Genomic DNA, 25,289 nt, shown 5'->3' with positions numbered 1-25,289 from the left:
GGCCGTTGTCACGCAAGCATGAGTGCCGCGTGGGAAGTACCGCGTGGCAGGCGCCGCTTAAACCGTTTGCGGAACTTCAGGCTTGTTCTTACCTTTGCCCTTGCCGCGGCGCAGGAACGCCCACACTTGCAGCCCGATCAGCAAGGCGCTGGCGCCGATGAACCACGCGCTGATCGGACGTTGCACGAACACCGCCAGATCACCGCGCGACAACAGCAGCGCGCGGCGGAAGTTTTCTTCCACCATCGGCCCCAGCACGAAACCAAGCAGGATGGGGGCCACCGAAAACTCCAGCGTCATCAAGACGGCGCCGATCACACCGAAGGCCAGCACTTCCCAAATCTGGAAGAGGCTGTTCTGCGTGCTGTACACGCCCACCGCGATGAAGAACAACGCAGACGGGAACAGATAGCGGTACGGCACTTGCAGCAGCTTGACCCACACACCGATCAGCGGCACGTTCAGCACCATCAGCAGCACGTTACCCACCCAGAAGCTGGCGATCAGGCCCCAGAAGATGTCCGGATGCTCGGTGATCAGCTGCGGGCCAGGCTGAATGCCCTGGATCAAGAGCGCCCCCAGAATCAGCGCCATCACCGCGTCGCCGGGAATGCCCAGGCTCATCGTGGGGATGAAGTCGACCTGCGTCTTCGAGTGCGACGACGCTTCCGGCGAGGCCACGCCTGCGATCATGCCGGTGCCGAATTTTTCGGGCGTCTTCGAGATCTTGCGTTCCAGCGCGTAGGCCACGAACGTGGTGATGGTCGGGCCGGTGCCGGGCATGGCGCCGAACAACGTGCCCACGGCGGTGCCGCGCACCATGGGCCAGAACGCCGTCTTCAATTCCTGCTTCGTCGGCCGCATGTCGCGAATGCGCAGCTTGGCGCCGCTGCCGATGATGGTCATGCGGTTCACGCTCATCAGGAAGTCGGCCACGCCGAACAGACCCATCGAGATCGCCACCAGCTCCAGGCCGTCGGACAAGTCCAGCAAGCCGAACGAGAAACGGATGGTGCCGGTGTTCACGTCCGTGCCCACCACGCCGCACATCAGGCCAAAGAGCGTCATCGCCACGCCCTTGAGCGGCGAGCCGCGCGACATCGTTGCGCCCGCCAGCAAGCCCAGCAACATGATCGAGAAGATCTCGGTCGGGCCGAACTTGAACGCCACTTCGACCAGCAAAGGCGACGCGAAGATCATGACGATGATGCCGACCGATGCCGCGAAGAACGAGCAGATCATCGTGATGCCCAGCGCCGTTCCTCCCTTGCCTTGTTTGGTCAATGGATAACCATCCAGGCAGGTGACCGCGTGCGGCGGATGCGAAGGCAAGTTGAGCAGAATCGCGCCGATGGCGCCGCCGTATTGCGAACCGTAGAAAATACCGGCGAGCATCAGAATGGCAGGCACGGGCTGCATGACGTAGGTCAGCGGCAGCAGAATCGAAATGGCCGACAAGGCGCCCATGCCGGGCAGCACGCCAATGAGGTTACCCACCAGCACGCCAAAGAACGACCACATCAGGTTGTGCCACTGGAACGCGACACCGAAGCCGTACCAAAGGTCCATCAAAGATTGAGAGATCATGGCGCTTCAACCCCAACGAAACAGCGGCAGCTGCAGTTGCAGCGCCCACCAGAACACGACGACTGCAATCGCGGACATCGCGATCGACAGCAGAATGGCTTGCTTGATGGTGTTCTTGCGATCACCCAATGCCGAGATGAAGACGATGGCGAACGTCGCCGGCAGCAGGCCGCCGTAATGGCCCAGCAGCAAGAAGGCCAGAATGCCCAGCAAGATGCAGATGCTGCCGCGCATGTCCGGCATGCCGTGCGGATGGCCTTCAGCCGGTGCGGGCGTGGACGGTTCGGCCGACCGCGCAGAGATCGCGATCAGTACGCCCGTCAGCGCCAGCAAGCCGCCTAGTGCGGCGGGAAAAAACCCTGGGCCCATGTGGCTCAGCGACCCGATGTGATAGTCGGTGCCGCCGTATATCGCCCCCAACCCGATCAGGACCATCAGCGCGCCGCCGTAATAGTCCTTTCTGTTGATATTTTTTTGCACTTCCATCCTCCTTCCTGGTGCAGGACCGTGCCGGCCCTTGATGCGGCGCTCGACACGAGCCTCGCCCGGCCCTTTCACAACGAGCCGGAGCGCAGATTAAGGAGGAAAGCTGCTAATCCGCTTTCTATGCGCTGTCGCATTCCTGAATTCAGGGGTTATCCCTGAGTGGATACGGCATAAGAAAGGGGGAAAAGAGAAAAAAATTTGAAAGCCGAGGGCTGAAAGCGGCAAGGTTGCCTGCTTTGATGGGTGGCTTATTGACTGCTTTGATGCCTGGCTTATTGACTGGTTTGATGGCTGCTTTGATGCCTGCTTCGAGACTCGCTTCGAAGCCTGCCTTGATGCTCGCTCTACTACTCGCTTTACTGCTCGCCTTTCAGCTCGACATCAAGCGGCCGCGGGTACTGCGACACCGTCGGCGCCAGCGGCAGCCACAGCACCGACGCCAGGCCGACGCCGCCTTGCGCATTGGGTTCGCCATCGCGCAGTTCAATGTCGCCATCATTTCGGCGCGCATAGGCGCGCGCGATGGCCAAGCCCAGCCCAGACCCGCTGGACGCAACCGGTTTATCCGTACCCACGCGTTCGAAACGGGCAAATGCCCGGCCGCGCAACTCGGGGTCCAGACCCGGGCCGTTGTCAGACACCGATACCTCGGCGCGGCTTTCCAGCCGGCTGACCGACACGGTGATGCGCGCCCCAACCGGCGCGTAGTGAATGGCGTTGTGCACCAGATTAGACAGGGCCTCGTGCAGCTCGGCCTCGTTGCCCGATACCGGCGCGGCCACTTCCAGCCCCGCTTCCGACACCGCCTGCACCCAGCCCAGATCCTGTTGTTTCTCGTGCGCCAGCGGCAAGTACTGAAGCACGACTTCGCGCGACACGGCATTCATGTCGAGCAATTGGCGCGGCAACTGATCCGCCTGATTGGCGTGCGCCAAGGACAGCAGCTGTTCGGTCAGGCGGCGCGTGCGGCCCAGCTGGTCCACAATGGCGCGCAGCCCTTCGCGGGTACGCGCCGGGTCGCGCTCACGCAGCGCGTACTGCGCCTGCGTCAACATGATGGCCAGCGGCGTGCGCAGCTGATGCGATGCGTCGGCCAGAAAATGCGACTGCTCGTCCAGCACGCGGCGGTAGCGGGCAATGTGGTGATTGACGGCGTCGACCAGCGGCGACACCTCGCTAGGCACGCGCGACGCGTCCAGCGGCGTCAGGTCGTCAGGACGGCGATTGCGAATATCGGCACGCAAACGGCGCAATGGCTTCAACGCCCACGACACCCCCCACCAGACCAGTAAGACTACCAGCGCCAGCATGCGCGCATCACGCAGAATTTCCTGGCGCCGCGCATTGTTCTCGGCTTCGATCCGCTTACCCGTGCTTTCCGCCACTACGACCAGCACCTGACGATGCTGGCCCTGGTAATAGAGATCGCGCACCACCGACACGACGCGCACCGGATCGTTGCGATAGACGCCGTCGTAGAAGATGGGCTGGCCGTTGGAACGCGGCCAGGTCGGCGGGCGTGGCATTTCGGGCATGCCCAAGAGTGTCTTGCCCTGGTCCGCCGGCACGGGCGAACCGTCCGGCAGCGGGGGATCAATCTGTTCAATGCGGAAATACTTGCGCAGGCCCGCGCGAGATTCCAGCATCACCTGCGCATACAGCGGCGTGGCCACTTGCAGATTGCCGTCGGGCGTGAATTCCAGACTGCTTTCCAGCACGCGCGCAGGTTCCACCAAGGCGCTGTCATACGCCTCGTTGGTGATCTCGGACAGGGTGCGGTAGTCGTTCAGGCTGTCGATGACCAGCAATACCACCACGCCGGGCAGCAGCAGGATGATCAGCAGCGCGCGGATGCCGACACGCGGCAGCCCCGGAATCCGCAAGCTCACTTAGGATTCCGATTCCGCGGATTCGCTGGCCACGCTTTCCAGCATGTAGCCCAACCCGCGCACGGTCACGATGCGCACATCGCTGCCGGCGAGCTTCTTGCGCAGACGGTGCAGCACAACCTCGATGGCATCGGGGTTGGCTTCGCTGTCATGCGTGAAGACCTTGCCGAACAATTGCGACTTGTCCACGGGGTAGCCACTGCGGGTCAGCAACGCTGCCAGCGCCGCATGCTCGCGGGGCGTCAGGAACAGCAAGGAGCCGTCCAGCGTGAAGGCGCGGCTTTCGCTGTCGTACGAGAGCGAGCCGCATTGCAGGCGCGGATGCTGGCGGCCGCGGCTGCGGCGCACCAAGGCGGTCAACCGGGCTTCCAGTTCTTCCAATGCGAAAGGCTTGGTCAGGAAATCGTCCGCGCCCAGATTCAAGCCACGGACCCGATCCTGCAATGCGCCCTGGGCCGTCAGCAACAGCACGGGCGTGCGGTCGTCGCGGTTGCGCATTTCGCGCAAGACGACCAGCCCGTGCTTGTCGGGCAGGCGCAGGTCCATGACGATGGCGTCATATTCCGTGCCTGCCATAAATGCCTCGGCCGTGCGGGCGTCTGCCGCATGGTCCGGCACAAACCCGCTCTGAGCGAGCGCGCGCATCAACCAGGACGCCATGTCCCGTTCGTCTTCAACCAACAATATGCGCATGACCGTCCGTTCCTTCGGGCAAATTCTCTGCTGCCCGCTGCCCATGCACGCGCTGGCGCAGGTAGCGGGTTTCGTGATGACGCCGAAAGAGGATCGCCGACAACTCGTTCAACGCCTGGGTATAGACGTCACGCTTGAACTCGATTACGGCGTCCAGGGGCACCCAATACTGGCTCCAGCGCCAGGCATCGAATTCCGGATGCTGCGTCGCGCGCAAGCACACATCACTGTCACGTCCTACCAGGCGCAACAAGAACCAAATCTGTTTTTGTCCTTTATAGTGGCCACGCCACTCACGCCGGACGAAGTGATCGGGCACGTTATAACGTAACCAATCGCGTGTACGCCCCAAAATACGGACATGCTCGGGCTTCAAGCCCACCTCTTCATGGAGTTCGCGATACATGGCCTGCACCGGGCTTTCGCCATATTTGATGCCGCCCTGAGGGAACTGCCATGCATGTTCCCTGATACGCTTGCCCCAAAAGACCTCGTTTCGACTGTTGACGAGAATGATGCCGACATTGGGGCGGTAGCCTTCGCGGTCAAGCATGGGCCACCCCCACCGAATTCAATACAATTACGGTCGATTATACGTATCTGCTGCCACCTTTAAACATGCGCGCATCCAACTACCACATCAACACCCTCAAAGAAGCCCCTTCCGAAGCCGAAGTCGCCAGCCATCAGCTGATGACCCGGGCCGGGATGATCCGCAAACTCGCGGGCGGCATCTACACCTACATGCCCCTGGGCTTGAAGATCATCCGCAAGGTCGAGGCTATCGTCCGCGAGGAAATGAACGCCTCGGGCGCCATCGAGCTGCTGATGCCGGTGGTGCAACCCGCCGAACTCTGGCAGGAATCGGGCCGCTGGGAGCAGTACGGCGCTGAACTCTTGCGCATCAAAGACCGTCATCAGCGCGACTTCGTTCTGCAGCCCACGTCCGAAGAAGTCATCACGGACATCGCGCGCAACGAAATCCACAGCTACCGCCAGCTGCCGCTGAACTTCTATCACATTCAGACCAAGTTCCGCGACGAACGCCGTCCGCGCTTCGGCCTGATGCGCGGCCGCGAATTCACCATGAAGGATGCCTACTCCTTCGACCGTGACGAAGCCGGCGCGCTCAAGAGCTACGACAACATGTACGCCGCGTACATGCGGATTTTCGGTCGTCTGGGCCTGGAATTCCGCGCCGTGGCGGCCGATACGGGTTCCATTGGCGGCACGCGCAGCCATGAATTCCAGGTTATCGCCGACACCGGCGAAGACCTGCTGGTCTATAACGCCGACACCGACTACGCCGCCAACATCGAGCTGGCCGAAGCCGTGGCGCTGTACCCCACCCGCGCCGAACCCGCCCAAGCCATGGCCGACGTCGCCACCCCCGGCGCGGCCAAGTGCGAAGACGTGGCCAAGCTGCTGGGCCTGCCGCTGGAAAAGACCATCAAGTCGATCGTCCTGGCCACCGACGGCGACAAGGGCAAAGTCGACATCTGGCTGCTGCTCTTGCGCGGCGACCACGAACTGAACGAGATCAAGACGGGCAAGCTGCCGGGCCTGGCGGGCTTCCGCTTCGCCACCGAAAGCGAGATCGTCGAGTATTTCGGTTGCAAGCCTGGCTACCTGGGCCCGGTCAAAACGGCCAAGCCGGTGCACGTGATTGCCGACCGCACGGTCGCCAACATGGCTGATTTCGTCTGCGGCGCGAACAAGGAAGATTTCCACATCCAGGGCGTGAACTGGGGCCGCGACCTGCCCGAGCCCGAGCTCGTGGCCGATCTGCGCAACGTGGTCGCGGGCGACCCGTCGCCGGATGGCAAGGGCACGCTTTCCATTCAACGCGGTATCGAAGTGGGCCACGTTTTCTACCTGGGCAAGAAGTACTCCGAAGCCCTGAAAGCCACCTTCCTGGACGAAACCGGCAAGCCGGCGACGCTGGAAATGGGCTGCTACGGTATTGGCGTGACCCGTATCGTGGGCGCCGCCATCGAGCAGAACCACGACGCCCGCGGCATCATCTGGCCCCGCGCCATTGCCCCGTTCGAAGTGGTGATTTGCCCGGTGGGCTGGGGCAAAAGTGAAACGGTGCGTGACACCGCTCAGAAGCTCTATGAATCGCTGCTGGCGCGCGGCGTGGACGTCATCCTGGACGACCGCGATGCCCGCCCCGGGGTCATGTTCGCCGAGTGGGAATTGATTGGCGCCCCGCTGCGTGTAACAGTTGGAGAACGCGGCCTGAACGATGGTGTGGTGGAATTGCAAGCGCGTCGGGAAACCGAAGCGGCCAAGATTCCGGTAGAGTCCGCGCTTGAAGCGGTGCTGACGAAACTCGACACCCTCTAAACCCTAAAGTAGCTACGGACTTCCCGCGTCCCGACCCCGCTTCATTGCCTATCCGTACCGTGACCGATCCGAAGTCTGCCGAATCCCTCCTGCAAGTCCGTGTCTATTACGAAGACACGGATGCGGGCGGGGTGGTTTTCTACGCTAACTACTTGAAATTCCTGGAACGCGCACGCACCGAGTGGCTGCGCAACCTGGGAGTCAACCAGTCCAGCCTGGCCGCCAGCGAACAACGCTTATTTGTTGTCCGCTCCTTGGACATGTCCTACCGGAAACCGGCCAAGCTAGACGATTTGCTTACCATACGCAGCCGAATCACCAAACTCGGCCGCGCTTCGATACACTTCGCGCAGCGCGCGGAACGCGACGGGGAACTGCTTGCCGAAGGCAACATCCAAGTCTGCTGTGTCGACGCCATTCACATGCGGCCGGCGGAGTTGCCGGCTGACGTTCGCGCAAAACTGGAATTCATTCAGGAATAACCATGCAAGTCACCAACGACATGTCGTTGCTTTCGCTGATTTCGCACGCCAGCGTGCCGGTCCAGCTGATCATGCTGATGCTGTTGGGCATCTCGATCATGTCCTGGACCTACATTTTCGCCAAACGCCTGGCCATCAAGCGCGCGCATACCCAGACGCGCCGCTTTGAAGACGACTTCTGGTCGGGCGGCGACCTGTCCATGCTGCAACAGGCCGTGGCCTCGCGCCGTGATGAACAAGGCGCGCTCGCCCGCATCTTCGATGCCGGCATGACCGAATTCCTGAAGGCCCGCCGCGGCAACTCCGCCGGTGACGCCACTGCGCTGCTCGACGGCCCGCGCCGCGCCATGCGCGCCGCTTACCAGCGCGAAATGGATGCGCTGGAATCGCACCTGAACTTTCTGGCTTCGGCCGGTTCGGTGTCGCCGTACATCGGCCTGCTGGGTACGGTCTGGGGCATCATGCACGCCTTCATCGGCCTGTCGAACATGCAGCAAGCCACGCTGGCTTCGGTGGCGCCCGGTATCGCGGAAGCGCTGATCGCTACCGCCATTGGCCTGTTCGCCGCCATTCCTGCCGTGGTCGCCTATAACCGCTTCACGAATGACATCGACCGTATCTCGATCCGTTTCGACAGCTTCGTCGATGAGTTCCTGAACATTCTGCAACGGCAGGTGCGCTAATGCCCTCGGTAAGCTCACGCGGCAGGTCCGGCCGCCGCATGAAGGCCGACATCAACGTGGTGCCGTACATCGACGTGATGCTGGTGCTGCTGGTCATCTTCATGGTGACCGCGCCCCTGATCACGCCGGGCCTGATCCAGCTGCCCTCGGTTGGGGCGGCTTCGGACGTGCCCGTGAAGCCGCTGGAAGTCCAGATTTCGGAAGACGGCAAGATCGCCCTGCGCATGCGCGAACCCGGCGCAACCATGCAGGACATCGCGCGCCCCGAACTGGTGGCGCAAGTGCGTTCGCGCATTACCGCGGAAACGCCGGTGGTCATCGCCGCCGACGGCAAGGTGCCCTACGAGACGGTCGTGAAGGTGATGGACGAACTGCGCACCAACGGCATCACCCGCCTGGGCCTGCTGGTGGATCAGTCCGCCGCCGGCTCCTCCCAGCCCGCATCCGCGAAAAAACGCTAACGTGCCGCCTTCCGCCGGCATGTCCGGCACGCAACGCCCATGACGCCACCCATAATTCGACACCGCAGCGGCCCGCCAGCCACCCCGCCCAACAACGACAACCGGAATGCGCTCATTCTGGCTGTGGCGGTGCACTTGCTGCTGCTGGTCGCCTTGATCTTTGGTGTGAACTGGCGCACGGAGGCCCCCGGCCCCGTCGAGGTCCAACTCTGGGCCGACGGCAATTCGCCCGTCGCCCCGCCGCCCACGCCCCAGCCCGAACAACCCAAGCCGCAACCCAAGCCCGAGCCGAAGCCGGAGCCTGAAAAGACGCCCGAGCCGCCGCCACCGCCGCCGCCTCCCCCTCCTCCGCCCAAGCCGGAACCCCAGGTTCAGCCGAAGACCGAGGAAGTAGACCCTGAAATCGCCATTCAGGAAGCCAAGAAAAAGCGCGAGCAGGAAGAGAAGGCTCGCCAGGCGGCGGAAGCCAAGGAAAAGGCGCGCCTGGAAGAAGAACGCAAGCAGGCTGAACTGAAAGAGAAGAAGCGCCTGGAGCAAGAACGCCAGGCGGCGGAAAAGGCTGCCGCCGAGAAAGCGGCCGAGAAGGCTGCGGCTGAAAAGGCCGCTGCGGACAAAGCTGCCGCCGAGAAGGCCGCTGCCGACAAGGCCGCTGCTGAAAAGAAGGCCAAGGACGACGCCGCCAAGAAGGCTGCCGCTGAAAAGGCGGCTGCCGAAAAGGCTGCGGCAGAGAAGGCCGCCGCAGACAAGGCGGCGGCTGAAAAAGCCGCTGCCGAGAAGGCCGCTGCCGCGAAGAAGGCGGCTGCCGACAAGGCCTTGAAGGACGCTTTCCGCAATGACGCCCTGGGCGCCGCCGGCATCCCCGGTGGCACCGCCGACCGCAATCAGGCAGGCGGTGGACGCGATAACGGTTACGCCGCAAAGGTGCGCGCCTGCATCCTTCCGGGCGTGGCATATCAGCCTCCGCCGCGCGCCGGCAGCGCCAATCCGACGGCACAATACCGGGTACAGTTAGGCACTGACGGGAAGGTGAACGGCGTGTCGCTGACCGAATCGTCGGGCAATCCGGCATTCGACCGCGCGGTCGAAACCGGTATCCGCCGTTGCAACCCGTTCCCGAAGCCCTCCACGGGCGGCTACGACAAGTTCATTGACGTAGTGCACAAAATGTATGATTGACAGGAGATTGATGAATATGACTCCCGCTTATAGCCGACGAGGTTCGCTCCTCGCTCTCTGGCGATCGTATGGGCTCGGCTTGCTGATGCTCGCGCTCTGCCTGATGGCAGTGAAACCCGCCCATGCGCAATTGCGTGTTGATATTTCTGGCACTGGCGCGACGCAATATCCCGTCGCCATCGCCGATTTTGCCGTTGATGACACCCACGGCCGCGCCCTGGCAGAAGTGATCCGCGCCGACCTGACCCGCACGGGCCAGTTCCGCCTGATCAACGCCGCCGGCTCCGGCCTGAATGTCGACTCCCCCATCGCCCATGACGATTGGCGCGGTAAAGGCGCCGACTTCCTGGCTTATGGCAGCATCACCCGTGGCGCGGATGGCCGCTACGACGTGCGCTACCGCCTGGCCGACACGGTCAAGAAGGGCCAGCTCGATGGCGTGGCGTTCTCCGGCACCGAGCAGGAACTGCGCCGCGTCGCCCACCAGATCGCCGACCGCATCTACGAGAAGATCACCGGCGTTCGCGGCGTGTTCTCGACGCGCATCGCCTACGTGCTGAAGAAGGGCGCCACCTACGAACTGCAAGTGGCCGACGCTGACGGGCAAAACCCGCAAGTGGCCCTGCGTTCGCGTGAACCCATCATTTCGCCGTCCTGGTCGCCCGACGGCGCCAAGCTGGCCTATGTGAGCTTCGAGTCCGGCAAGCCGGTTGTCTACGTGCACACATTGGCGACCAGCGCCCGCGTTCCCGTCGCCAACTTCAAGGGCAACAACAGCGCCCCCGCCTGGTCGCCCGATGGCTCCAAGCTTGCCGTGGCGTTGACGCGTGATGGTTTGTCGCAAATTTACATCGTTGGCGCGTCCGACGGGTCGAATCCCAGCCGAGTTACGCGTTCTCCCGGGATTGACACCGAACCGACCTTTACGCCAGACGGTGCTTCCATTATCTTTACGAGTGACCGCAGCGGCGGGCCGCAAATCTACCAGACCGGCTCGACAGGTGGCGAAGCACGCCGCCTCACGTTTAATGGTGGTTACAACATATCACCCCGAATTTCCCCCGATGGATCGACGCTGCTGTACGTTGCAAGACGCGACGGCGCGTTTCGAATCGCGTCGTTGAACCTGTCCTCAGGCTCCGAATCCTTGATCACTGATGGTCGTGACGATCAGTCGCCAAGTTTCGCGCCGAATGGCATGCAAGTCCTTTACGCCGCTATCCAAAATGGCCGTAGCGTACTTGCGGGTGTCTCGAGCGATGGCCGCGTACGGCAGACGCTTTCGGTACTGAACGGGGAAATACGTGAACCGACTTGGGGCCCATTTACCCGATAACACGTGTGACTCTCTTTGCAAAGGAACTATCATGAAGTCGCGCATTGCCAAAAGCCTGACCATTGCCGCTCTGGCTGCCACTCTGGCAGCTTGCAGCTCCGTCCCTCTCGACGATAAAGCGGGTCAGGGCGGAGGCGCTGGCCAAGGATCTTCGGCCTCTGGCCAAATCCTTGATCCCTTTAACCCCCAAAGCATCCTGGCGCAACAGCGCTCGGTGTACTTTGATTTCGACAGCTACACCGTGTCGGACCAGTACCGCGGCTTGGTCGAAACCCACGCCCGCTACCTGGCTTCGCACCAGCAGCAGAAGGTCAAGATCGAAGGCAACACCGACGAACGCGGCGGTGCTGAGTACAACCTGGCCCTGGGCCAGCGTCGTGCAGACGCCGTGCGTCGCATGATGACCCTGCTGGGCGTCAGCGACAACCAGATCGAAACCATCAGCTTCGGTAAAGAAAAGCCGAAGTCGACGGGTACGTCGGAAGCCGACTTTGCTGAAAACCGCCGCGCCGATATCAACTATCTGCGTTAAGCTTTTCGCTTAGTCCAAGAGCCCTACCACGCGTCGGGACGGTCAGCCGGCCGTCCCGACGTTTGTTTTTATACCCGGGAATATTCATGCGCGATAACGTTCTGTCTCTGCGTCCTCTGATGGTGGCCACTGGCCTGGTGCTTGCGGCCCTGACGGCGCCCGCTCACGCTTTTTCCGATGACGAGGCTCGTAAGGCCATACTGGATTTGCGTCAGCAGGTTCAGCAGCAGAACGAGCAAAGCCAGCGCGCCAAGCTGCAATTGGCCGACCAGATTCAATCCCTGCAACAGGAAGTCGCCCAATTGCGCGACCAGCTGGAACTGGTGTCCCGCCAACAGCCCAGCGCCAAGCCGGGCGCACCCAGCGGCACGAACCCGCCGGGCACCGCTGCCGGCGACCCGCAAGAACAAGCCGCCTATGACGGCGCCATGGACCTGTTCCGCAAAGGCCAGTACAAGGACGCCGCCGAATCGCTGGCCGCCTTTACCGCGCTCTACCCGAACAGCCAACTGGCCCCCAGCGCACAGTTCTACCTGGGCAGCAGCCGCTACGGCATGAAGGACTTCAAGGGCGCCATCGAACAACTGACCGCCATGGTGCAGAAGTCGCCCGACAACGCGCGCGCACCCGACGCGCTGCTGATCATCGCCGGTGGCCAGATCGAACTGAACAACCGCGCCGGCGCCAAGGCGTCGTTGCAGCGCATCGTTCGCGACTACCCGAACTCGCCCGCGGCAAGCACGGCCAAGAGCCGCCTGCAACTGCTGCAGTAATGCGCCAAGCCGCTAGCGCGGTCAGCGCGTACCGGCACATCCTGCGCCGCCGCGCAGGGCTTATCGCCCTGCTGCTGGCGGCGATTTTCATGGCGCTGCTGATCGACTTCACCATCGGCCCAACGGGCCTGCCTTGGCGCGAGCTGTGGCGAACGTTGAGCGCGCCGGAAGCCGCGGACGCAACCTACCGCGTGATCGTGTGGGACATCCGCCTGCCTTCCGCCTTGATGGCCGCGCTGGTCGGCATGGCGTTGGGGCTGGCGGGCGCCGAAATGCAGACCATCCTGAACAACCCGCTGGCCAGCCCCTACACGCTGGGCGTGTCATCCGCCGCGGCCTTGGGCGCGTCGCTGGCGATTGTCTTGCAATTCGGCATTCCAGGCGTGCCCACCGGTTGGCTGATCGGGGGCAACGCCTTCGTGTTTGCGATCGTGGCGGCCTTGCTGCTGGACACCGTGGCCCGATGGAGCGGCATGAACACGTCGGGCGTCGTGCTGTTCGGCATTGCCATGGTGTTCACATTCAACGCGCTGGTGTCGCTGGTGCAGTTCCTGGCCAGCGCGGAAGCGTTGCAGAGCCTGGTGTTCTGGACCATGGGCAGCCTGGCGCGATCCAGCTGGACAAGCGTGGGCGTGATGGTTACGGCCATCGTGCTGACGCTGCCGGTGGCGATGCGCCAATCCTGGAAGCTTACCGCGCTGCGCTTGGGCGAAGACCGCGCCGCCAGTTTCGGCGTGGACGTGCGCCGGGTGCGCGTCGCGGCGCTGGCGCGCGTCAGCCTGCTATCGGCGCTGGCCGTGGCTTTTGTGGGCACGATCGGTTTCATCGGCTTGGTGGCGCCGCACATCGCACGCCGTCTGTTCGGTGAAGACCATCGCTTTTATCTGCCAGGCAGCGCGCTCGTGGGCGCGCTGATTTTGTCACTGGCTTCCGTCGTGTCGAAAAACATGGTGCCCGACGTGGTCGTGCCAGTGGGCATCGTGACGGCGTTGGTCGGCATACCCTTTTTCGTGGCGGTAGTGCTGCGCCGGCAACTGCCATGACGCACGGAGCCCCCCTGGATATCGACCAACTGAGCGCGGGCTATGGCCGCGAGGACGTGTTGCACGCGCTATCGATTCCGGCGTTGGCGGCGGGGGAAGTCACCGCCCTGCTCGGCCCGAATGGCAGCGGCAAATCCACCTTGCTCAAGGCGTTGGCGGGGCTCGTTCGTACCCGCCACGGCCGCGTCTTGTTAAACGGCCAGGACTTGAACCGGCTGGGCGTGGGTGAACGCGCCCAGCACATGGTTTATCTGCCGCAGAGCCTGCCGGCCGCCGTGCACCTGCGCGTCTTTGAATCGGTGCTGGTTGCGGCCAATGCCAGCCACAACGCGCTGGCGCCCCCCGCGGACATGGCCGCTATCGAGCGGCTGCTGGATCGGCTGGGCATCGCGCACCTGGCGATGCACTACCTGGATGCGCTGTCTGGCGGACAGAAGCAGCTGGTCGGGCTCGCGCAAGCGCTGATCCGCCATCCGCGGGTGCTGCTGCTGGACGAACCCCTGTCTGCCCTGGACTTGAATTACCAATTCCACGTGATGCGCCTGCTGAAACACGAAACGCAGGAACACGGGCTGATCAGCATCATCGTGCTGCACGACTTGAACGTGGCCTTACAGCACGCCGACCGCGCCGTGATGATTCAGGCAGGCCGGTTGCACGCGCAAGGCAAGCCGGCGGACGTCATCACGCCCGCGTCGCTTGCGGCCGTGTATGGGGTGCAAGCGCGGGTCGAGGCCTGCTCGCGCGGCTTGCGGCAAGTGCTGATCGACGGGCTGGACGAGCACCCGCGCTGAAGCAGGCGCCCCGCAGGCGCGGGGACTTGCGTGCTGGCTCAGTGGCAAAGACTCAGCCGCAGAGATTCCGCTGCTCAAACTCAAGGGGTGGCTTCAGGCGCGCTGGGCGACATCCACCACCGGCGCGCCGGTCATGTCCGCCAACTGCTGGGGGGTCAGATTGAACACGGCGTGCGGATGGCCGGCAGCGGCCCACAGGCTGTCGTAATTGAACAAGTCGGCGTCCAGCAACATCACCGGTTTGACGGCATGGCCGATGGGGCAGACGCCGCCAATCGCGTAACCCGTGTTGTCGCGCACGAACTTGGCGTCGGCCTTGGCCAGCGCGCCCACCTGCTCGGCCACCTTGGCCTCGTCCACGCGATTGGCGCCGCTGGCGATGACGAGCACCGGCGCATTGTCGGCGGCACGCCGGAAGATGATGGACTTCGCAATCTGCGCCACCTCACACCCTAGCCCCGCCGCGGCTTCCGCCGATGTCTTGCCGGTTTGCGGCAGGACCACGACAGGTTTGTCGTGGCCAATTTCCAGCAACAGGCGGGCCACGCGTTGGGCCGATTCGGGCAAGGCGGCAAGAGACTCTGGGGACATCGTGATGGACTCCGTGTAAGACTGCGAACGAGTTTATCAGCGGCGGCGCGCGCTGGCCTCACGCCGCGCCGGGCTAGAATGCGGACCTGGCTTTCCCCTTCCTGCCCCTCATGCGTTCCGAACCCGTCCTGCCCCTGCAAACCGCCCTGATCGGCGGCTACGCCATGTCCTACACCGAATACGGCAGCGGCGCGCCCATGGTGCTGGTGCACGGTTCCCTGTCTGACTGCCGCTACTGGAAGTCGCAGATGGCGCCGCTGGGCAAATCGTTCCGCGTGCTGGCGGTGTGCCTGCGCCGGTACTGGCCGGAATCCTGGGACGGCGAAGGCGATGGGTTTTCCATCGACCAGCACGCAGACGATGTGTTGGAATTCATCGATACGGTTGCAGGCGGCCCCGCCCATCTGGTGGGCCATTCGCGCGGCGGCCGCGTGGCCCTGGAAGTGGCCTTGCGCCAGCCCGATGCGCTGCGCAGCCTGACGCTGGCCGATCCCGGCCTGCCCTTGCCCGGTGGCGATGATGCGCGGGGCGGCTTTCGTCAGCGCGCCTTGGCGTTGATCCGGCAAGGCGAAATCGAGGAAGGCCTCGCGCTGTTCGTGGATACGGTGACAGGGCCCGACACCTGGCAGCGCATGGTGCCGTGGTTCAAAGAGATGGTGCGTGACAACGTTGGCACACTCTTTGGGCAGGCCGACGAAAAGCCGGAAACGTTGACGCCGCAACAGATCGCCACGCTGAAGCTGCCCACGTTGCTGATCGGCGGCGCGCTCAGCCCCGCGCCCTATCCTGCTGTGCTGGATGCGTTGTCGCAATGGCTGCCGCATGCGCACCGGGTGACGGTGGTGGGGTCGTCGCACGGCATGAACCTGGGCAATCCGCGCGCCTTCAATGGCGCGATCCAGGAATTCCTGGGGGGCTGAACGCCCCGGCGCTCACGGTTCGACCGAGGGCGTGTGCTTCAAGCGGCGCAGCACGAACGTTGACCGGCTGTGGCGCACGCCGCGCAATTTGTACAGGCGCTTGCGCAGGAATTCTTCGTAGCCTTCGGTGCCGGCCACGGCCACCTTGATCAGATAGTCATATTCGCCCGTGACGAGAAAGGCTTCGACCACTTCGGGCAGCCGGGTGATCTCTTCGCCGAACCGCGCCAGCGTCTCGTCGTCGTGATGCTCCAGCGTCACTTCGATCATCACCGTATCCGGCAAGCCCAGCGCTTTCTGGTTCAGCAGGGCCGCGTAGCCCTCAATCACCCCCGCCTCTTCCAACGCCTTCACGCGGTTCCAGCAGGGTGTGGGCGACAAGCCCACCTGCTCGGCCAGCTTCAGGTTCGTCAGCCGGCCATCCGAGCGCAGCGCGCGCAGGATCTTGCGGTCGGTATCGTCGATTTTTGGAGGCGTAGACATGGGCGGCGCACCTTCAAAGAGAATATCTCTGTAAAAATCAATTCTACAAGATAGATATTTTCCGGAAAGCGCCAAACTGGCGTGAATCAGGAAACCTATTTTGTTTCCCTGGTCGTAGACTTTCCAGCAAGACGGGCCTCTATCCCGCCCGTCAGATTTCGGCGCTTTCGCTGCGGCACAACCCGGCAGAAGCGCCGGCAGTTCCCACGCAGCAACCCGCGCGCCGATCCGCGCGGCTGGAAACCATGTCGCACGCAGCAGCAGTCCCCGCAAGAACCGGCCTGGGCCTATCCGGCGCCGCCATGCTTTTGACCGCCCCGGCGCTATTCGCCTCGAATATGGTCGCCGCCCGCTGGGCGCACGACGCCAGCCTTCCCCCTGTGTTCCTTGCCTTTGGCCGTTGGCTGCTGGCCTTGCTGATTCTGTTGCCCTTGGCCGCCCCCGCCTTGCGCACGCATCGCCGCGCGTTGTGGCGCGGCTTGCCTGCCCTGCTGCCGCTGGCCGTGCTGGGCATGGGCGTAGCCGTGGCGCCGCAATACATCGGCGCGCAGACCACCAGCGCCACCAATATCGCCCTGATCTTTTCGTGCAGCCCCATCCTGGTGGCGCTGCTGGAGGCGCTGATCTGGCGCAAGCCGCTGTCGGCCTTGCGTGCGGCCGGCCTGGCGTTGGCCTTGGGCGGCGTGCTGGTCGTGCTGTCGCGCGGAGATGCCCAGGCGTTGGCCCGCTTGGCGTTTGGTCAGGGCGACTTGTGGGTGCTGCTGGCCGCCACCGGCTGGGCGTTCTACACCGTGCTGCAAAAGCGGCTGCCCATGCCGGCCGTGCCGGCTAGCGCCCGGCTGGCGGTGATGATGCTGGGGGGTGTGCTGGCGCTGGCGCCCTTTGCTGGCATCGAAGCCGCGGCGGGCGCGACGCCCCCGTGGACCGATCCGCGGCTGGCGGCCGTGCTGCTGTTCCTGGCGGTGGTGCCCAGCCTGGGCGCGTACTACGTCTACGGGCGGCTGATCAGCCAGGCGGGGCCGGCCACGGCCGGGCTATCGATGTTTCTGGTGCCGGTGTACGCCGCGCTGCTCGCGTGGCCGTTGCTGGGCGAAGCCCCGCAGTTGTTCCACGCGTATGGCTTCGTGATGATCTTGATCGGCGTAAAACTGGCCTCGTCGCGCATGCGCGCAAACGAGGCCATGGTAGCGGCAACGGCTGCGGCGGCGGCCCCCACGGCCGCCCGCGCCTGACGCTGCCCGATCAGCGGCCCGAGCCTTGGGCCGCGATCACTTCCTGCGCCACTTGCCGCGGCGCTTCGGCGTAGTGCTTGAACTCCATCGTGTAGGTCGCACGCCCTTGGGTCAGCGACCGCAGCGATGTCGAATAGCCAAACATCTCGGCCAGCGGCACTTCGGCGCGTACTACCTTGCCGCCCCCGCCCGCAATGTCTTCCATGCCCTGCACCATGCCGCGCCGTGACGACAAGTCGCCCATGACGTTGCCTGTGAAGTCTTCCGGCGTTTCCACCTCGACCTGCATCATCGGCTCAAGCAGCACCGGGTCCGCGCGCCGCATGCCTTCCTTGAACGCCATCGAGCCCGCCATCTTGAAGGCGTTTTCGTTGGAGTCCACGTCGTGGTACGAACCGAAGAACAAGGTCGCCTTGATATCCACCACGGGATAGCCCGCCAGCACGCCATTGTTCAGCGATTCGCGGATGCCCTTGTCGACCGCCGGAATAAATTCGCGCGGCACCACGCCGCCCTTGATGGCGTCAACAAATTCATAGCCCTTGCCCGGCTCTTGCGGCTCAAGCTTCAGCACCACGTGGCCGTACTGGCCGCGCCCGCCCGACTGCTTGACGAACTTGCCTTCAACCTCGTTGCAGGCCTTGCGGATGGTTTCGCGATACGCCACTTGCGGCTTGCCCACCGTGGCTTCGACGTTGAACTCGCGCTTCATGCGGTCAACCAGAATTTCCAGGTGCAGCTCGCCCATGCCCGAGATGATGGTCTGGCCCGATTCCTCGTCGGTACGCACGCGGAATGACGGGTCTTCCTGCGCCAGCCGGTTCAAGGCGATGCCCATCTTTTCCTGGTCGGCCTTGGTCTTGGGTTCCACCGCCTGCGAGATCACGGGTTCGGGGAAGACCATGCGTTCAAGAATGATGATGTGCGCCGGATCAGATAGCGTGTCGCCGGTGGTGACGTCCTTGATGCCGACGGCCGCGGCGATATCACCCGCATACACCTCGGTGATCTCGCGCCGCTCGTTGGCGTGCATCTGCAGGATGCGGCCCAGCCGTTCCTTCTTGCCCTTGATCGGGTTGTAGACCGAGTCGCCGGATTTCACCACGCCGGAGTACACGCGGAAGAACACCAGTTGCCCGACAAACGGGTCCGTCATGATCTTGAACGCCAGCGCCGAGAACGGTTCGTTGTCGGTCGGATGACGTTCAATCTCGCGGTCGCGTTCGTCGTGGCCCTTGATGGCCGGCACATCCACCGGCGACGGCATGTAATCGATGACGGCGTCCAGCATCGCCTGCACGCCCTTGTTCTTGAACGCGCTGCCGCACAGCATGGGCACGATCTCGTTGGCGATGGTGCGCGTGCGCAAACCCAGCTTGATCTCGTCTTCCGTCAGGGTTTCGCCAGACAGGTATTTTTCAAGCAGGGTCTCGTTGGCTTCGGCCGCTTTCTCGACCATCTTGTCATGCCATTTCTGCGCTTCAGCCTGCAATTTTTCAGGGATGTCCACATACGTGAACTTCACGCCCTGGCTGGCGTCGTCCCACAAAATGGCCTTCATCTTGACCAGGTCGATCACGCCTTCGAAATGATCTTCGGCGCCGACCGGCAACTGGATCGGCACGGCGTCGCCCTTCAGGCGTTCGGCGATCTGGCGTTGCACGCGCAAGAAATCGGCGCCAACGCGGTCCATCTTGTTCACGAAGGCCAGGCGCGGCACCTTGTACTTGTTGGCCTGGCGCCAGACGGTTTCAGACTGCGGCTGCACGCCGCCCACGGCGTCATACACCATGACGGCGCCATCCAGCACGCGCATGGACCGTTCGACTTCAATGGTGAAGTCCACGTGGCCCGGGGTGTCGATGATGTTGATGCGGTGTTCGGGGTAGTTGCCCGCCATGCCTTTCCAGAAGGCGGTGGTGGCGGCCGACGTGATGGTGATGCCGCGTTCCTGCTCTTGCTCCATCCAGTCCATCACGGCGGCGCCGTCATGGACTTCGCCGATTTTGTGGGTGATGCCGGTGTAGAAGAGGATGCGTTCGGTGGTCGTCGTTTTGCCCGCGTCGATATGGGCGCTGATGCCAATATTGCGGTAAAGCTCGATACGCGTCTTGCGGGTCATGGCCTCTTCCTTGCAGTGAACCACTATGCAAAACGGCAAGCCCGACCGGGCGTTGCCGCGGCGGGCGCCATGCCGCGTGTCGTGATGGGGTGAAGCGTCACTGCGCCCGCACTGATGCGTAAATATTACGCGCCGCGCGTCAAGATACAAGCTTTGCCACTACCTTCGACAAGGGAACCTGCGCATCATTGGTTTGCCCCGGTCATACCGGCGTATGCCCAGCCCGGCGCGCGGCAAAAAAAAAAGCCCCTCCGAAGAGGGGCTGCTGCGTTGGCCTGCGGCCGCACGCTTACTTCTTTTCTTCCTTCACGCGATACACCAGCACGGCGGTGGTGGCCAGCGACAGCACCTTGGCGGTGACGCTGCCCAGCAGCAGGCGCGACAGGCCGCTACGGCCGTGGCTGCCGATGAAGATCAGGTCGCAGCCGGAGTCGGCCGCGGCTTGCACGATACCGTCGGCCACGTTGAAGTTCGACACGGCGCGCGCTTCGGATTTGACTCCGCCGGTGTCGGCGCGGTCGGTAATCTGTTTCAGGTACTTGTCGGCTTGTTCGGCCGATGCCTTTTCGTAGTCTTCGTCGGTGATGGCGTAGGCGGCAGCCATGCCGTCAAAACCGATCGTGGCCGCAAACGGTTGCGTCACGTAAAGGGCCACGACTTCGGCGCCAACCGAGCGTGCAAAGGAAATGCCCGCGTTGGCGGCTTGGGCCGACAGCGGCGAACCGTCGGTGGGAATCAGGATCTTCTTGAACATCTTGCCTGCTCCTGTTTGAGAGGAATCTTTATGCTACTGGAAACCCGTCAGGTTCACATCAAGCGAACCCTGCGGGCTTGATGCGCGTCAAACGCCGCGTCAGCCCAATTGCTGGGCGGCGGCGAACAAATTGGTGCAGCGGGTGCCAGTGCGGCAATAGGCCAGCACGGGGCCAGGCAGGGTCTTGAGCAGTTCGGCGAAGCGCACCACGTCGGAAACCGTCATGGCGCTGCCCACCACGGGCTGGTATTCGATCTTCAGGCCAGCGGCTTCGGCCGCCTTGGACACGTCGGCGGCGGTGGGCTGATCGGGGCCGCCTTCGAAGTCGGGGCGGTTGATGATGACGCTCTTGTAGCCGGCGGCGGCCACATCGGCCATGTCGTCAGGGCCCAGTTGCGGCGCGACGGCGAAGTTTTCGGTCAGGGGTTTGATCGGTGCGGACATGGCGGTTCCTTCAAATATTCAGCTGCGTATTATTGATTGTAGGAGCCGTTTTGCGCGAAGAGTTTTTCCAATTGGCTCCAGATTCCACGGTCATCCGCAATGGAAACCGAAAAGCGCAGCATCGTCGACGGCGCCTGCGACGGTGAAAACAGGGTGCCCGGGGCCAGCAGCAACCCCTGGTCAGCCGCTGCGCGCGCCAGCACTTCGGTGTCGCGGCCACAATCGGCCCAGACGAACATGCCCGCGTTCGGCTCGTGCGGCACGGTCAGGCCCAGCTTCAGCAGCCCTTTCAGGCACCGCTCCCGCGCGGCGTCCACCCGCGTCCGGACGCGTTCGATGTGGCGCCGGTACTGCCCTTCCATCAGCACCCGGTGGACGACGCGTTCGCCCAGTTCGGGCGAGGTCAGCCCGGCCAGCATTTTCAGGTCGGCCAGCTTTTGCAGGATCTCGGGGTTGGCGGCCACATAGCCCACACGCAGGCTCGCGGCCAGCATCTTGGAATAGCCGCTGACCAGGATGACGCGATTCAAGCGGTCGAGCACCGCCAGTTTCATGGCGCCGCCGGGGTGCAGTTCGCCGTAGGTATCGTCTTCGACCACCATGAAATCGTGGCGCTCGGCGATGCGCAGGATGTCGTAGGCGACACCCGCCGACAGCGTATGGCCCGTGGGGTTGTGCACGGCGCTGTTGATGATGAAAAGCTTGGGCTTGTGCTGCGCCGCCAGCTGTTCCAACAGGGCGATGTCGGGGCCATCCGGCCCACGCGGCACGCCGATCAGGCGCGCGCCGAACGCCGCCAGCCGGCCAAAGATCACGAACCACGCCGGGTCTTCCACCAGCACCGTGTCGCCGGGCTTCACCAAGTAACGGGCGACCAGGTCCAGGCCGTGGGTGACGCCATTGGTGGTCAACAGATTCAGTTCGGGGTGGGCCGGCACGCCGTCATTCTGCAAGGACGCGGCGATCTGCTGGCGTAGCGGCGCGAAGCCTTGGGGATGGCCATAGCTGACCAGGTTCGCCCGCACCGAGCGCCCCACCGCGCGCACGGCGGCCGCCACCATGTCGGGGTCCAGCCAATCGGCCGGCAGCAAGCCCGCGCCGCCCGGCATGCCCGGACCGGTGGTTTCGCGGAACATGCTGCGCAGCAGCCAGGCGATGTCTACGCGTGCGTTCGGCGACAAGGGGGAAGACGGAGCCGTCGCGACCGCCGCCAGCGGACCGCTGCGCGCGCGGACGAAAAAGCCTGCCCCGCGGCGGGACTGCACCAGCCCCCGGGCCACCAGCCGGTCATACGCCTCAACCACCGTGAAGCGGCTGACGCCAGACTGTTCGGCCATTTTGCGAATGGACGGCAGGCGGGTGCCGGGCCGCAACCCTTGTTCGTCGATGCGGCGCGCCAGGCCGTCGGCCAGTTGGCTGACAAGCGAGGCGTCGGCCTGGCGCACGGGCATCCAGGGCAAGGACGCTGCGGAAGAAGCGGTGGGAGAAGCGGCGGGAGAAGTGGCGGGATAAGACCCGGGGGAAGGAGCAACTGTCATGGGGAATCGACCAGGCCAGTGATTAAAGTGACATGTGAAAGTGTATCGGTACTGTACCGATAACTATGCGTAGAGTGACAGCAATACCGCAAGCCCGCAATAGCAGACGCTTCCGCCCCGCCTCTTTTCTCCGCAGCCTTCTCTTCCGCAGCCATCATGACGCGCTCATCGCTTTACCCTTCGGCCCAGACCGCACCGGCCACGCCGCCGTCCGTATGGGAGGGCTACGGCTATGGTCTTCTGGGAGTGCTGGTCTTTTCGCTGACGCTGCCCATGACGCGCCTGGCCGTCGCTGAACTGGCCCCATTGCTGGTGGGCCTGGGACGCGCCCTGGTGGCGGCGGTACCCGCGGTGGCGTTATTGTGGATCACACGCAGCCGGCTGCCGACGCGCGCTGAGTGGCCTGGCGTGATCCTGGCTGCGCTGGGCATTGTGGTGGGCTGGCCGCTGGCGTCGTCATTGGCCATGCAGACCGTGCCGTCCGCCAACGGCGCGGTGTTCAACGGGCTGCTGCCGCTATCGACGGCCGCGTTCGCAGCCCTGCGTAGCGGTGAACGGCCGTCCGCCGCATTCTGGGGATGGGCCGTGGTTGGCGCCGCGCTGGTGACGGCCTATGCGCTGCGGCAAGGCGACGGCGTATTGACCACCGGCTATCTCTGGCTGCTGGTGGCGGTCGTGTTGGGCGGCATGGGCTATGCCGAAGGCGCCCGCGCCGCACGCACGCTGGGCGGATCGCGCACCATTTGCTGGGCGCTGGCGATCAGTGCCCCGGTTGTTGTGGCGCCCGTCGGCTGGATGGCCGCGCACGCCCACTGGCCCAGCGCCGCCGTCGTTTCAGCCTGCGCCTATCTGGCTTTCGGCTCCATGTTTCTGGGCTTCTTTGCCTGGTACCGCGGCCTGGCCGTGGGCGGAATCGCCCGGGTGGGACAGGTGCAGTTGTTGCAGCCTTTCCTGACTGTCGTGGCGGCCGCATTGTTATTTGGCGAATCCGTGGAGCCGGCAACATTCGTGTTCGCCGTCGCCGTGATCGCCGTTATTGCCGGCGGACGCCGTGCCATCGTGAGGACCAAAAAATGAATCTGTTCCCGACTAACTGGGCCGACGTGCCCCTGGCTTCCGCCTCGCTGCTGGGCCCGCTGGCCCTGTTCGCGCTGGTGAGCTCGATTACGCCGGGACCCAACAACGTGATGCTGGCGTCCTCTGGCCTGAACTTCGGCTTTCGCCGCAGCATGCCGCACCTGCTGGGCGTGAACCTGGGCTTTACGCTGATGATTTTTTTGGTGGGCATCGGGCTGGGCTCGGTGTTCCAGCAAGTGCCACAGCTCTACACCATCCTGAAATACGCCGGCGCCGCCTACCTGCTGTATCTGGCCTGGAAGATCGCCAACTCCGGCGGCATGGAAGATGGCGAAGCGCGCGGCAAACCGTTCACTTTCCTGCAAGCGGCGGCCTTTCAGTGGGTCAACCCGAAAGCGTGGGTGATGGCGGTGGGGGTGGTGGCCACCTACACGCCGCAGAACGGCTTCTTCGCCAACCTGGTCATCGCGACCATTGTCTGCGGCGTGGTCAACCTGCCCAGCATTGGCGTGTGGGTGACGTTCGGCACCGCGTTGCGCCGCGTGCTGCACAAGCCCTGGGCGATCCGCGCCTTCAATGTGGGCATGGCGTTGCTGTTGGTGGCGTCGCTGTACCCCGTGGCGCTGGACCTGGCGCATTGACCGCCAGCCTCAGGCCAACCCTCAGGCCAACAAGCCCACAACGACGGCAGGCGTCACCAGGACGTTGAACAGCCCCGCCATCACCATCACCAGGCCCGCCACCGCGCCCTCATCGGCCGCGAGTTCGCGGGCCTTTGCTGTGCCGGCGCCGTGTGCGCCCATGCCAAACAAGGCGCCGCGCGCAAGCGCCGAACGCAGCGGCAGCCAGCGGCGCATCAACTGGCCAATGGCCGCGCCGAACACGCCGGTCACGATCACGAACACGGCGGTCAGGTCGGGCACCCCGCCCACGTGCGACGACACCGCCACCGCGAACGGCGTGGCGACCGAACGCGGCAATAAGCTCAGGCGCAAGCCGGGCGGCAAGTCCAGCAGGCTGCCCAGCATCCAGGCGCTGACGCCCGCAATCAAACTGCCCACGGCCACGCCCGCCACCAGCACCGGCCAGTAACGCCTGATCAGCGCGCGCTGCTCGTAGAGCGGCAACGCAAACGCCACGATCACCGGCCCCAGCATGGCCATCAGCCAGTGCGAGCCCGACATGTAGTCGCGATAACCGGTGTGCAGCGAAATTGCCAAGCCCAGCAGCAAGGCCGGCGCTACGACCAGCGTCGACGTCCACCAATACGCATAGCGGCGATAGAACAGGCGCGCGCACACGTAGGCCAGCACCGTCGCCACCGGCCAGAACACCAGGTTGAATTCAAACGGCACGGCGGTTCATCCAGCGATAGCAAAGGTCGATCGTCAGCGCCGTGCCGGTCATGACCAGGGCCGTGCCAAGCAGGATGACGGCCAGCAGCTTCAAGCCCAGCACCCCCAGGAATTCGCGGTGGTCCAACAGGGACATCACCGCCGGCACAAAGAACAGCAGCATCTCGCCCAGCAGCCAGCTCGCGCCGCGATGGACGTTGCGCACGCGCAGCCAGCGGGTGGCCAGCAGCAACAACACCATCGCCATGCCGATAACGCCACCCGGCACGGGCAGGCCCAGCGCGTCGGCCACGGCTTGGCCCAGCAAAGAAAACACGACGATCAGCGCAATTTGCAGCACGCGGCTGCGGCGCAGGGCAATGCGCAGCATGCGGACGGGAGTAAGGAGACGAGGGCGAGACATGGGGGCAGACAGGTTCCAGCGGCAAGCTGATGTTTTACGCCCGCGCCGCCCATAGATAAAATGAATTCGATGCATACTCCCCATTC

General features: G+C 63.9%; 27 protein-coding genes. 14 read left to right on the top strand and 13 right to left on the bottom strand.

The window, feature by feature from the left end; all coding sequences use genetic code 11:
• Window positions 1-57: 57 nt before the first annotated feature.
• The 5 genes from ACFZAI_RS19725 to ACFZAI_RS19705 form a co-directional block, all read right to left on the bottom strand.
• Window positions 58-1,587, bottom strand: coding sequence for a tripartite tricarboxylate transporter permease (locus ACFZAI_RS19725; RefSeq protein ID WP_391568515.1), 1,530 nt, complete (start codon window positions 1,585-1,587; stop codon window positions 58-60).
• Between the two features lie 6 nt (window positions 1,588-1,593).
• Window positions 1,594-2,073: a tripartite tricarboxylate transporter TctB family protein gene (locus tag ACFZAI_RS19720; RefSeq protein ID WP_391568514.1), complete on the bottom strand. Its 480-nt coding sequence runs from the start codon at window positions 2,071-2,073 to the stop codon at window positions 1,594-1,596.
• 356 nt (window positions 2,074-2,429) lie between these two features.
• Window positions 2,430-3,962, bottom strand: coding sequence for a sensor histidine kinase (locus tag ACFZAI_RS19715; RefSeq protein WP_391568513.1), 1,533 nt, complete (start codon window positions 3,960-3,962; stop codon window positions 2,430-2,432).
• A complete protein-coding gene (locus ACFZAI_RS19710; protein ID WP_054427356.1) occupies window positions 3,963-4,655 on the bottom strand; it encodes a response regulator in 693 nt (230 codons plus the stop codon).
• Window positions 4,636-5,208 (bottom strand): RNA pyrophosphohydrolase, encoded by a 573-nt coding sequence (locus ACFZAI_RS19705; protein WP_006217428.1) that lies wholly within the window; start codon window positions 5,206-5,208, stop codon window positions 4,636-4,638. Before ACFZAI_RS19705 ends, ACFZAI_RS19710 begins: the two co-directional genes overlap by 20 nt.
• A gap of 65 nt (window positions 5,209-5,273) precedes the next feature.
• On the opposite strand from ACFZAI_RS19705, the gene ACFZAI_RS19700 reads away from it, so the two are divergent.
• The 10 genes from ACFZAI_RS19700 to ACFZAI_RS19655 all read left to right on the top strand — a co-directional run bounded on the left by ACFZAI_RS19700 (window position 5,274) and on the right by ACFZAI_RS19655 (window position 14,284).
• The gene (locus ACFZAI_RS19700; protein ID WP_391568512.1) at window positions 5,274-7,004 is read left to right on the top strand and encodes a proline--tRNA ligase; all 1,731 of its coding nucleotides are present in this window, start codon (window positions 5,274-5,276) and stop codon (window positions 7,002-7,004) included.
• Between the two features lie 59 nt (window positions 7,005-7,063).
• Window positions 7,064-7,486, top strand: coding sequence for a tol-pal system-associated acyl-CoA thioesterase (gene ybgC, locus ACFZAI_RS19695; protein ID WP_054427354.1), 423 nt, complete (start codon window positions 7,064-7,066; stop codon window positions 7,484-7,486).
• Window positions 7,487-7,488: 2 nt separating this feature from the next.
• On the top strand, window positions 7,489-8,169 hold the full coding sequence (gene tolQ, locus ACFZAI_RS19690; protein ID WP_046807611.1) for a protein TolQ: 681 nt from the start codon (window positions 7,489-7,491) through the stop codon (window positions 8,167-8,169).
• Window positions 8,169-8,630, top strand: a complete 462-nt coding sequence (locus ACFZAI_RS19685; RefSeq protein ID WP_391568511.1) for an ExbD/TolR family protein — start codon at window positions 8,169-8,171, stop codon at window positions 8,628-8,630. The genes tolQ and ACFZAI_RS19685 overlap by 1 nt, the downstream gene beginning before the upstream one ends.
• Before the next feature lie 39 nt (window positions 8,631-8,669).
• Entirely contained in the window at window positions 8,670-9,806 is a 1,137-nt protein-coding gene (gene tolA, locus ACFZAI_RS19680; protein WP_391568510.1) for a cell envelope integrity protein TolA, read from the top strand.
• Window positions 9,807-9,822: 16 nt separating this feature from the next.
• Window positions 9,823-11,142 (top strand): Tol-Pal system beta propeller repeat protein TolB, encoded by a 1,320-nt coding sequence (tolB, locus tag ACFZAI_RS19675; RefSeq protein WP_391568542.1) that lies wholly within the window; start codon window positions 9,823-9,825, stop codon window positions 11,140-11,142.
• A 31-nt stretch (window positions 11,143-11,173) separates the two neighbouring features.
• Window positions 11,174-11,674: a peptidoglycan-associated lipoprotein Pal gene (pal, locus tag ACFZAI_RS19670; protein WP_006217420.1), complete on the top strand. Its 501-nt coding sequence runs from the start codon at window positions 11,174-11,176 to the stop codon at window positions 11,672-11,674.
• An 86-nt stretch (window positions 11,675-11,760) separates the two neighbouring features.
• Window positions 11,761-12,447 carry a tol-pal system protein YbgF gene (gene ybgF / locus ACFZAI_RS19665; protein ID WP_054427350.1) on the top strand — a complete coding sequence of 229 codons (687 nt, stop codon included), beginning with the start codon at window positions 11,761-11,763 and terminating at the stop codon, window positions 12,445-12,447.
• Complete coding sequence (locus ACFZAI_RS19660; protein ID WP_391568509.1) at window positions 12,447-13,490, top strand: FecCD family ABC transporter permease; 1,044 nt, start codon at window positions 12,447-12,449, stop codon at window positions 13,488-13,490. The genes ybgF and ACFZAI_RS19660 overlap by 1 nt, the downstream gene beginning before the upstream one ends.
• Window positions 13,487-14,284 carry an ABC transporter ATP-binding protein gene (locus tag ACFZAI_RS19655; RefSeq protein WP_391568508.1) on the top strand — a complete coding sequence of 266 codons (798 nt, stop codon included), beginning with the start codon at window positions 13,487-13,489 and terminating at the stop codon, window positions 14,282-14,284. Before ACFZAI_RS19660 ends, ACFZAI_RS19655 begins: the two co-directional genes overlap by 4 nt.
• Window positions 14,285-14,377: 93 nt before the next feature.
• Here the strand turns inward: ACFZAI_RS19655 and ACFZAI_RS19650 are convergent, their stop codons facing one another.
• Window positions 14,378-14,875, bottom strand: coding sequence for a YbaK/EbsC family protein (locus tag ACFZAI_RS19650; protein WP_054427380.1), 498 nt, complete (start codon window positions 14,873-14,875; stop codon window positions 14,378-14,380).
• Window positions 14,876-14,985: 110 nt separating this feature from the next.
• Here ACFZAI_RS19650 and ACFZAI_RS19645 point away from each other — a divergent pair, with 110 nt between their 5' ends.
• Window positions 14,986-15,795: an alpha/beta fold hydrolase gene (locus ACFZAI_RS19645; protein ID WP_054427347.1), complete on the top strand. Its 810-nt coding sequence runs from the start codon at window positions 14,986-14,988 to the stop codon at window positions 15,793-15,795.
• Window positions 15,796-15,807: 12 nt separating this feature from the next.
• Here the strand turns inward: ACFZAI_RS19645 and ACFZAI_RS19640 are convergent, their stop codons facing one another.
• The gene (locus tag ACFZAI_RS19640) at window positions 15,808-16,278 is read right to left on the bottom strand and encodes an Lrp/AsnC family transcriptional regulator (RefSeq protein ID WP_175171626.1); all 471 of its coding nucleotides are present in this window, start codon (window positions 16,276-16,278) and stop codon (window positions 15,808-15,810) included.
• Window positions 16,279-16,580: 302 nt separating this feature from the next.
• Here ACFZAI_RS19640 and ACFZAI_RS19635 point away from each other — a divergent pair, with 302 nt between their 5' ends.
• Window positions 16,581-17,510, top strand: coding sequence for a DMT family transporter (locus tag ACFZAI_RS19635; protein ID WP_391568507.1), 930 nt, complete (start codon window positions 16,581-16,583; stop codon window positions 17,508-17,510).
• A gap of 10 nt (window positions 17,511-17,520) precedes the next feature.
• Here ACFZAI_RS19635 and fusA read toward each other — a convergent pair whose 3' ends face one another.
• From fusA to ACFZAI_RS19615, 4 genes are all read right to left on the bottom strand, one after another.
• Window positions 17,521-19,632: an elongation factor G gene (fusA, locus tag ACFZAI_RS19630; protein ID WP_391568506.1), complete on the bottom strand. Its 2,112-nt coding sequence runs from the start codon at window positions 19,630-19,632 to the stop codon at window positions 17,521-17,523.
• 289 nt (window positions 19,633-19,921) lie between these two features.
• Window positions 19,922-20,386, bottom strand: a complete 465-nt coding sequence (locus ACFZAI_RS19625; RefSeq protein WP_054427343.1) for a universal stress protein — start codon at window positions 20,384-20,386, stop codon at window positions 19,922-19,924.
• 99 nt (window positions 20,387-20,485) lie between these two features.
• Window positions 20,486-20,830 (bottom strand): TIGR01244 family sulfur transferase, encoded by a 345-nt coding sequence (locus ACFZAI_RS19620; protein ID WP_054427342.1) that lies wholly within the window; start codon window positions 20,828-20,830, stop codon window positions 20,486-20,488.
• Between the two features lie 29 nt (window positions 20,831-20,859).
• A complete protein-coding gene (locus ACFZAI_RS19615; RefSeq protein WP_391568541.1) occupies window positions 20,860-22,275 on the bottom strand; it encodes a PLP-dependent aminotransferase family protein in 1,416 nt (471 codons plus the stop codon).
• Window positions 22,276-22,524: 249 nt separating this feature from the next.
• On the opposite strand from ACFZAI_RS19615, the gene ACFZAI_RS19610 reads away from it, so the two are divergent.
• Both ACFZAI_RS19610 and ACFZAI_RS19605 read left to right on the top strand, forming a co-directional pair.
• Window positions 22,525-23,445 (top strand): DMT family transporter, encoded by a 921-nt coding sequence (locus ACFZAI_RS19610; RefSeq protein WP_391568505.1) that lies wholly within the window; start codon window positions 22,525-22,527, stop codon window positions 23,443-23,445.
• Window positions 23,442-24,086, top strand: coding sequence for a LysE family translocator (locus tag ACFZAI_RS19605; RefSeq protein ID WP_391568504.1), 645 nt, complete (start codon window positions 23,442-23,444; stop codon window positions 24,084-24,086). The genes ACFZAI_RS19610 and ACFZAI_RS19605 overlap by 4 nt, the downstream gene beginning before the upstream one ends.
• Before the next feature lie 21 nt (window positions 24,087-24,107).
• On the opposite strand, the gene ACFZAI_RS19600 is transcribed toward ACFZAI_RS19605, so the two are convergent.
• Both ACFZAI_RS19600 and ACFZAI_RS19595 read right to left on the bottom strand, forming a co-directional pair.
• Complete coding sequence (locus ACFZAI_RS19600; RefSeq protein WP_391568503.1) at window positions 24,108-24,800, bottom strand: LrgB family protein; 693 nt, start codon at window positions 24,798-24,800, stop codon at window positions 24,108-24,110.
• Window positions 24,790-25,203 carry a CidA/LrgA family protein gene (locus ACFZAI_RS19595; RefSeq protein ID WP_391568502.1) on the bottom strand — a complete coding sequence of 138 codons (414 nt, stop codon included), beginning with the start codon at window positions 25,201-25,203 and terminating at the stop codon, window positions 24,790-24,792. Before ACFZAI_RS19595 ends, ACFZAI_RS19600 begins: the two co-directional genes overlap by 11 nt.
• Window positions 25,204-25,289: the final 86 nt, after the last annotated feature.

Origin of the sequence: Achromobacter sp. NPDC008082, assembly GCF_042957345.1 — a bacterium.
In the GTDB taxonomy this organism is placed as follows: domain Bacteria; phylum Pseudomonadota; class Gammaproteobacteria; order Burkholderiales; family Burkholderiaceae_B; genus Achromobacter; species Achromobacter kerstersii_A.
The sequence above is the reverse complement of the archived record's forward strand: the minus strand, read 5'-3'. Positions and strand labels throughout refer to the sequence as shown.

What these genes read in the sequence shown, in the direction of transcription:
- ACFZAI_RS19725 (WP_391568515.1), bottom strand. Translation starts at nt 1,587, where the DNA reads ATGATCTCTCAATCTTTGATGGACCTTTGGTACGGCTTCGGTGTCGCG.
- ACFZAI_RS19720 (WP_391568514.1), bottom strand. Translation starts at nt 2,073, where the DNA reads ATGGAAGTGCAAAAAAATATCAACAGAAAGGACTATTACGGCGGCGCG.
- ACFZAI_RS19710 (WP_054427356.1), bottom strand. Translation starts at nt 4,655, where the DNA reads ATGCGCATATTGTTGGTTGAAGACGAACGGGACATGGCGTCCTGGTTG.
- ACFZAI_RS19705 (WP_006217428.1), bottom strand. Translation starts at nt 5,208, where the DNA reads ATGCTTGACCGCGAAGGCTACCGCCCCAATGTCGGCATCATTCTCGTC.
- ACFZAI_RS19700 (WP_391568512.1), top strand. Translation starts at nt 5,274, where the DNA reads ATGCGCGCATCCAACTACCACATCAACACCCTCAAAGAAGCCCCTTCC.
- tolQ (WP_046807611.1), top strand. Translation starts at nt 7,489, where the DNA reads ATGCAAGTCACCAACGACATGTCGTTGCTTTCGCTGATTTCGCACGCC.
- ACFZAI_RS19685 (WP_391568511.1), top strand. Translation starts at nt 8,169, where the DNA reads ATGCCCTCGGTAAGCTCACGCGGCAGGTCCGGCCGCCGCATGAAGGCC.
- tolA (WP_391568510.1), top strand. Translation starts at nt 8,670, where the DNA reads ATGACGCCACCCATAATTCGACACCGCAGCGGCCCGCCAGCCACCCCG.
- tolB (WP_391568542.1), top strand. Translation starts at nt 9,823, where the DNA reads ATGACTCCCGCTTATAGCCGACGAGGTTCGCTCCTCGCTCTCTGGCGA.
- pal (WP_006217420.1), top strand. Translation starts at nt 11,174, where the DNA reads ATGAAGTCGCGCATTGCCAAAAGCCTGACCATTGCCGCTCTGGCTGCC.
- ybgF (WP_054427350.1), top strand. Translation starts at nt 11,761, where the DNA reads ATGCGCGATAACGTTCTGTCTCTGCGTCCTCTGATGGTGGCCACTGGC.
- ACFZAI_RS19660 (WP_391568509.1), top strand. Translation starts at nt 12,447, where the DNA reads ATGCGCCAAGCCGCTAGCGCGGTCAGCGCGTACCGGCACATCCTGCGC.
- ACFZAI_RS19655 (WP_391568508.1), top strand. Translation starts at nt 13,487, where the DNA reads ATGACGCACGGAGCCCCCCTGGATATCGACCAACTGAGCGCGGGCTAT.
- ACFZAI_RS19650 (WP_054427380.1), bottom strand. Translation starts at nt 14,875, where the DNA reads ATGTCCCCAGAGTCTCTTGCCGCCTTGCCCGAATCGGCCCAACGCGTG.
- ACFZAI_RS19645 (WP_054427347.1), top strand. Translation starts at nt 14,986, where the DNA reads ATGCGTTCCGAACCCGTCCTGCCCCTGCAAACCGCCCTGATCGGCGGC.
- ACFZAI_RS19640 (WP_175171626.1), bottom strand. Translation starts at nt 16,278, where the DNA reads ATGTCTACGCCTCCAAAAATCGACGATACCGACCGCAAGATCCTGCGC.
- ACFZAI_RS19635 (WP_391568507.1), top strand. Translation starts at nt 16,581, where the DNA reads ATGCTTTTGACCGCCCCGGCGCTATTCGCCTCGAATATGGTCGCCGCC.
- fusA (WP_391568506.1), bottom strand. Translation starts at nt 19,632, where the DNA reads ATGACCCGCAAGACGCGTATCGAGCTTTACCGCAATATTGGCATCAGC.
- ACFZAI_RS19625 (WP_054427343.1), bottom strand. Translation starts at nt 20,386, where the DNA reads ATGTTCAAGAAGATCCTGATTCCCACCGACGGTTCGCCGCTGTCGGCC.
- ACFZAI_RS19620 (WP_054427342.1), bottom strand. Translation starts at nt 20,830, where the DNA reads ATGTCCGCACCGATCAAACCCCTGACCGAAAACTTCGCCGTCGCGCCG.
- ACFZAI_RS19610 (WP_391568505.1), top strand. Translation starts at nt 22,525, where the DNA reads ATGACGCGCTCATCGCTTTACCCTTCGGCCCAGACCGCACCGGCCACG.
- ACFZAI_RS19605 (WP_391568504.1), top strand. Translation starts at nt 23,442, where the DNA reads ATGAATCTGTTCCCGACTAACTGGGCCGACGTGCCCCTGGCTTCCGCC.
- ACFZAI_RS19595 (WP_391568502.1), bottom strand. Translation starts at nt 25,203, where the DNA reads ATGTCTCGCCCTCGTCTCCTTACTCCCGTCCGCATGCTGCGCATTGCC.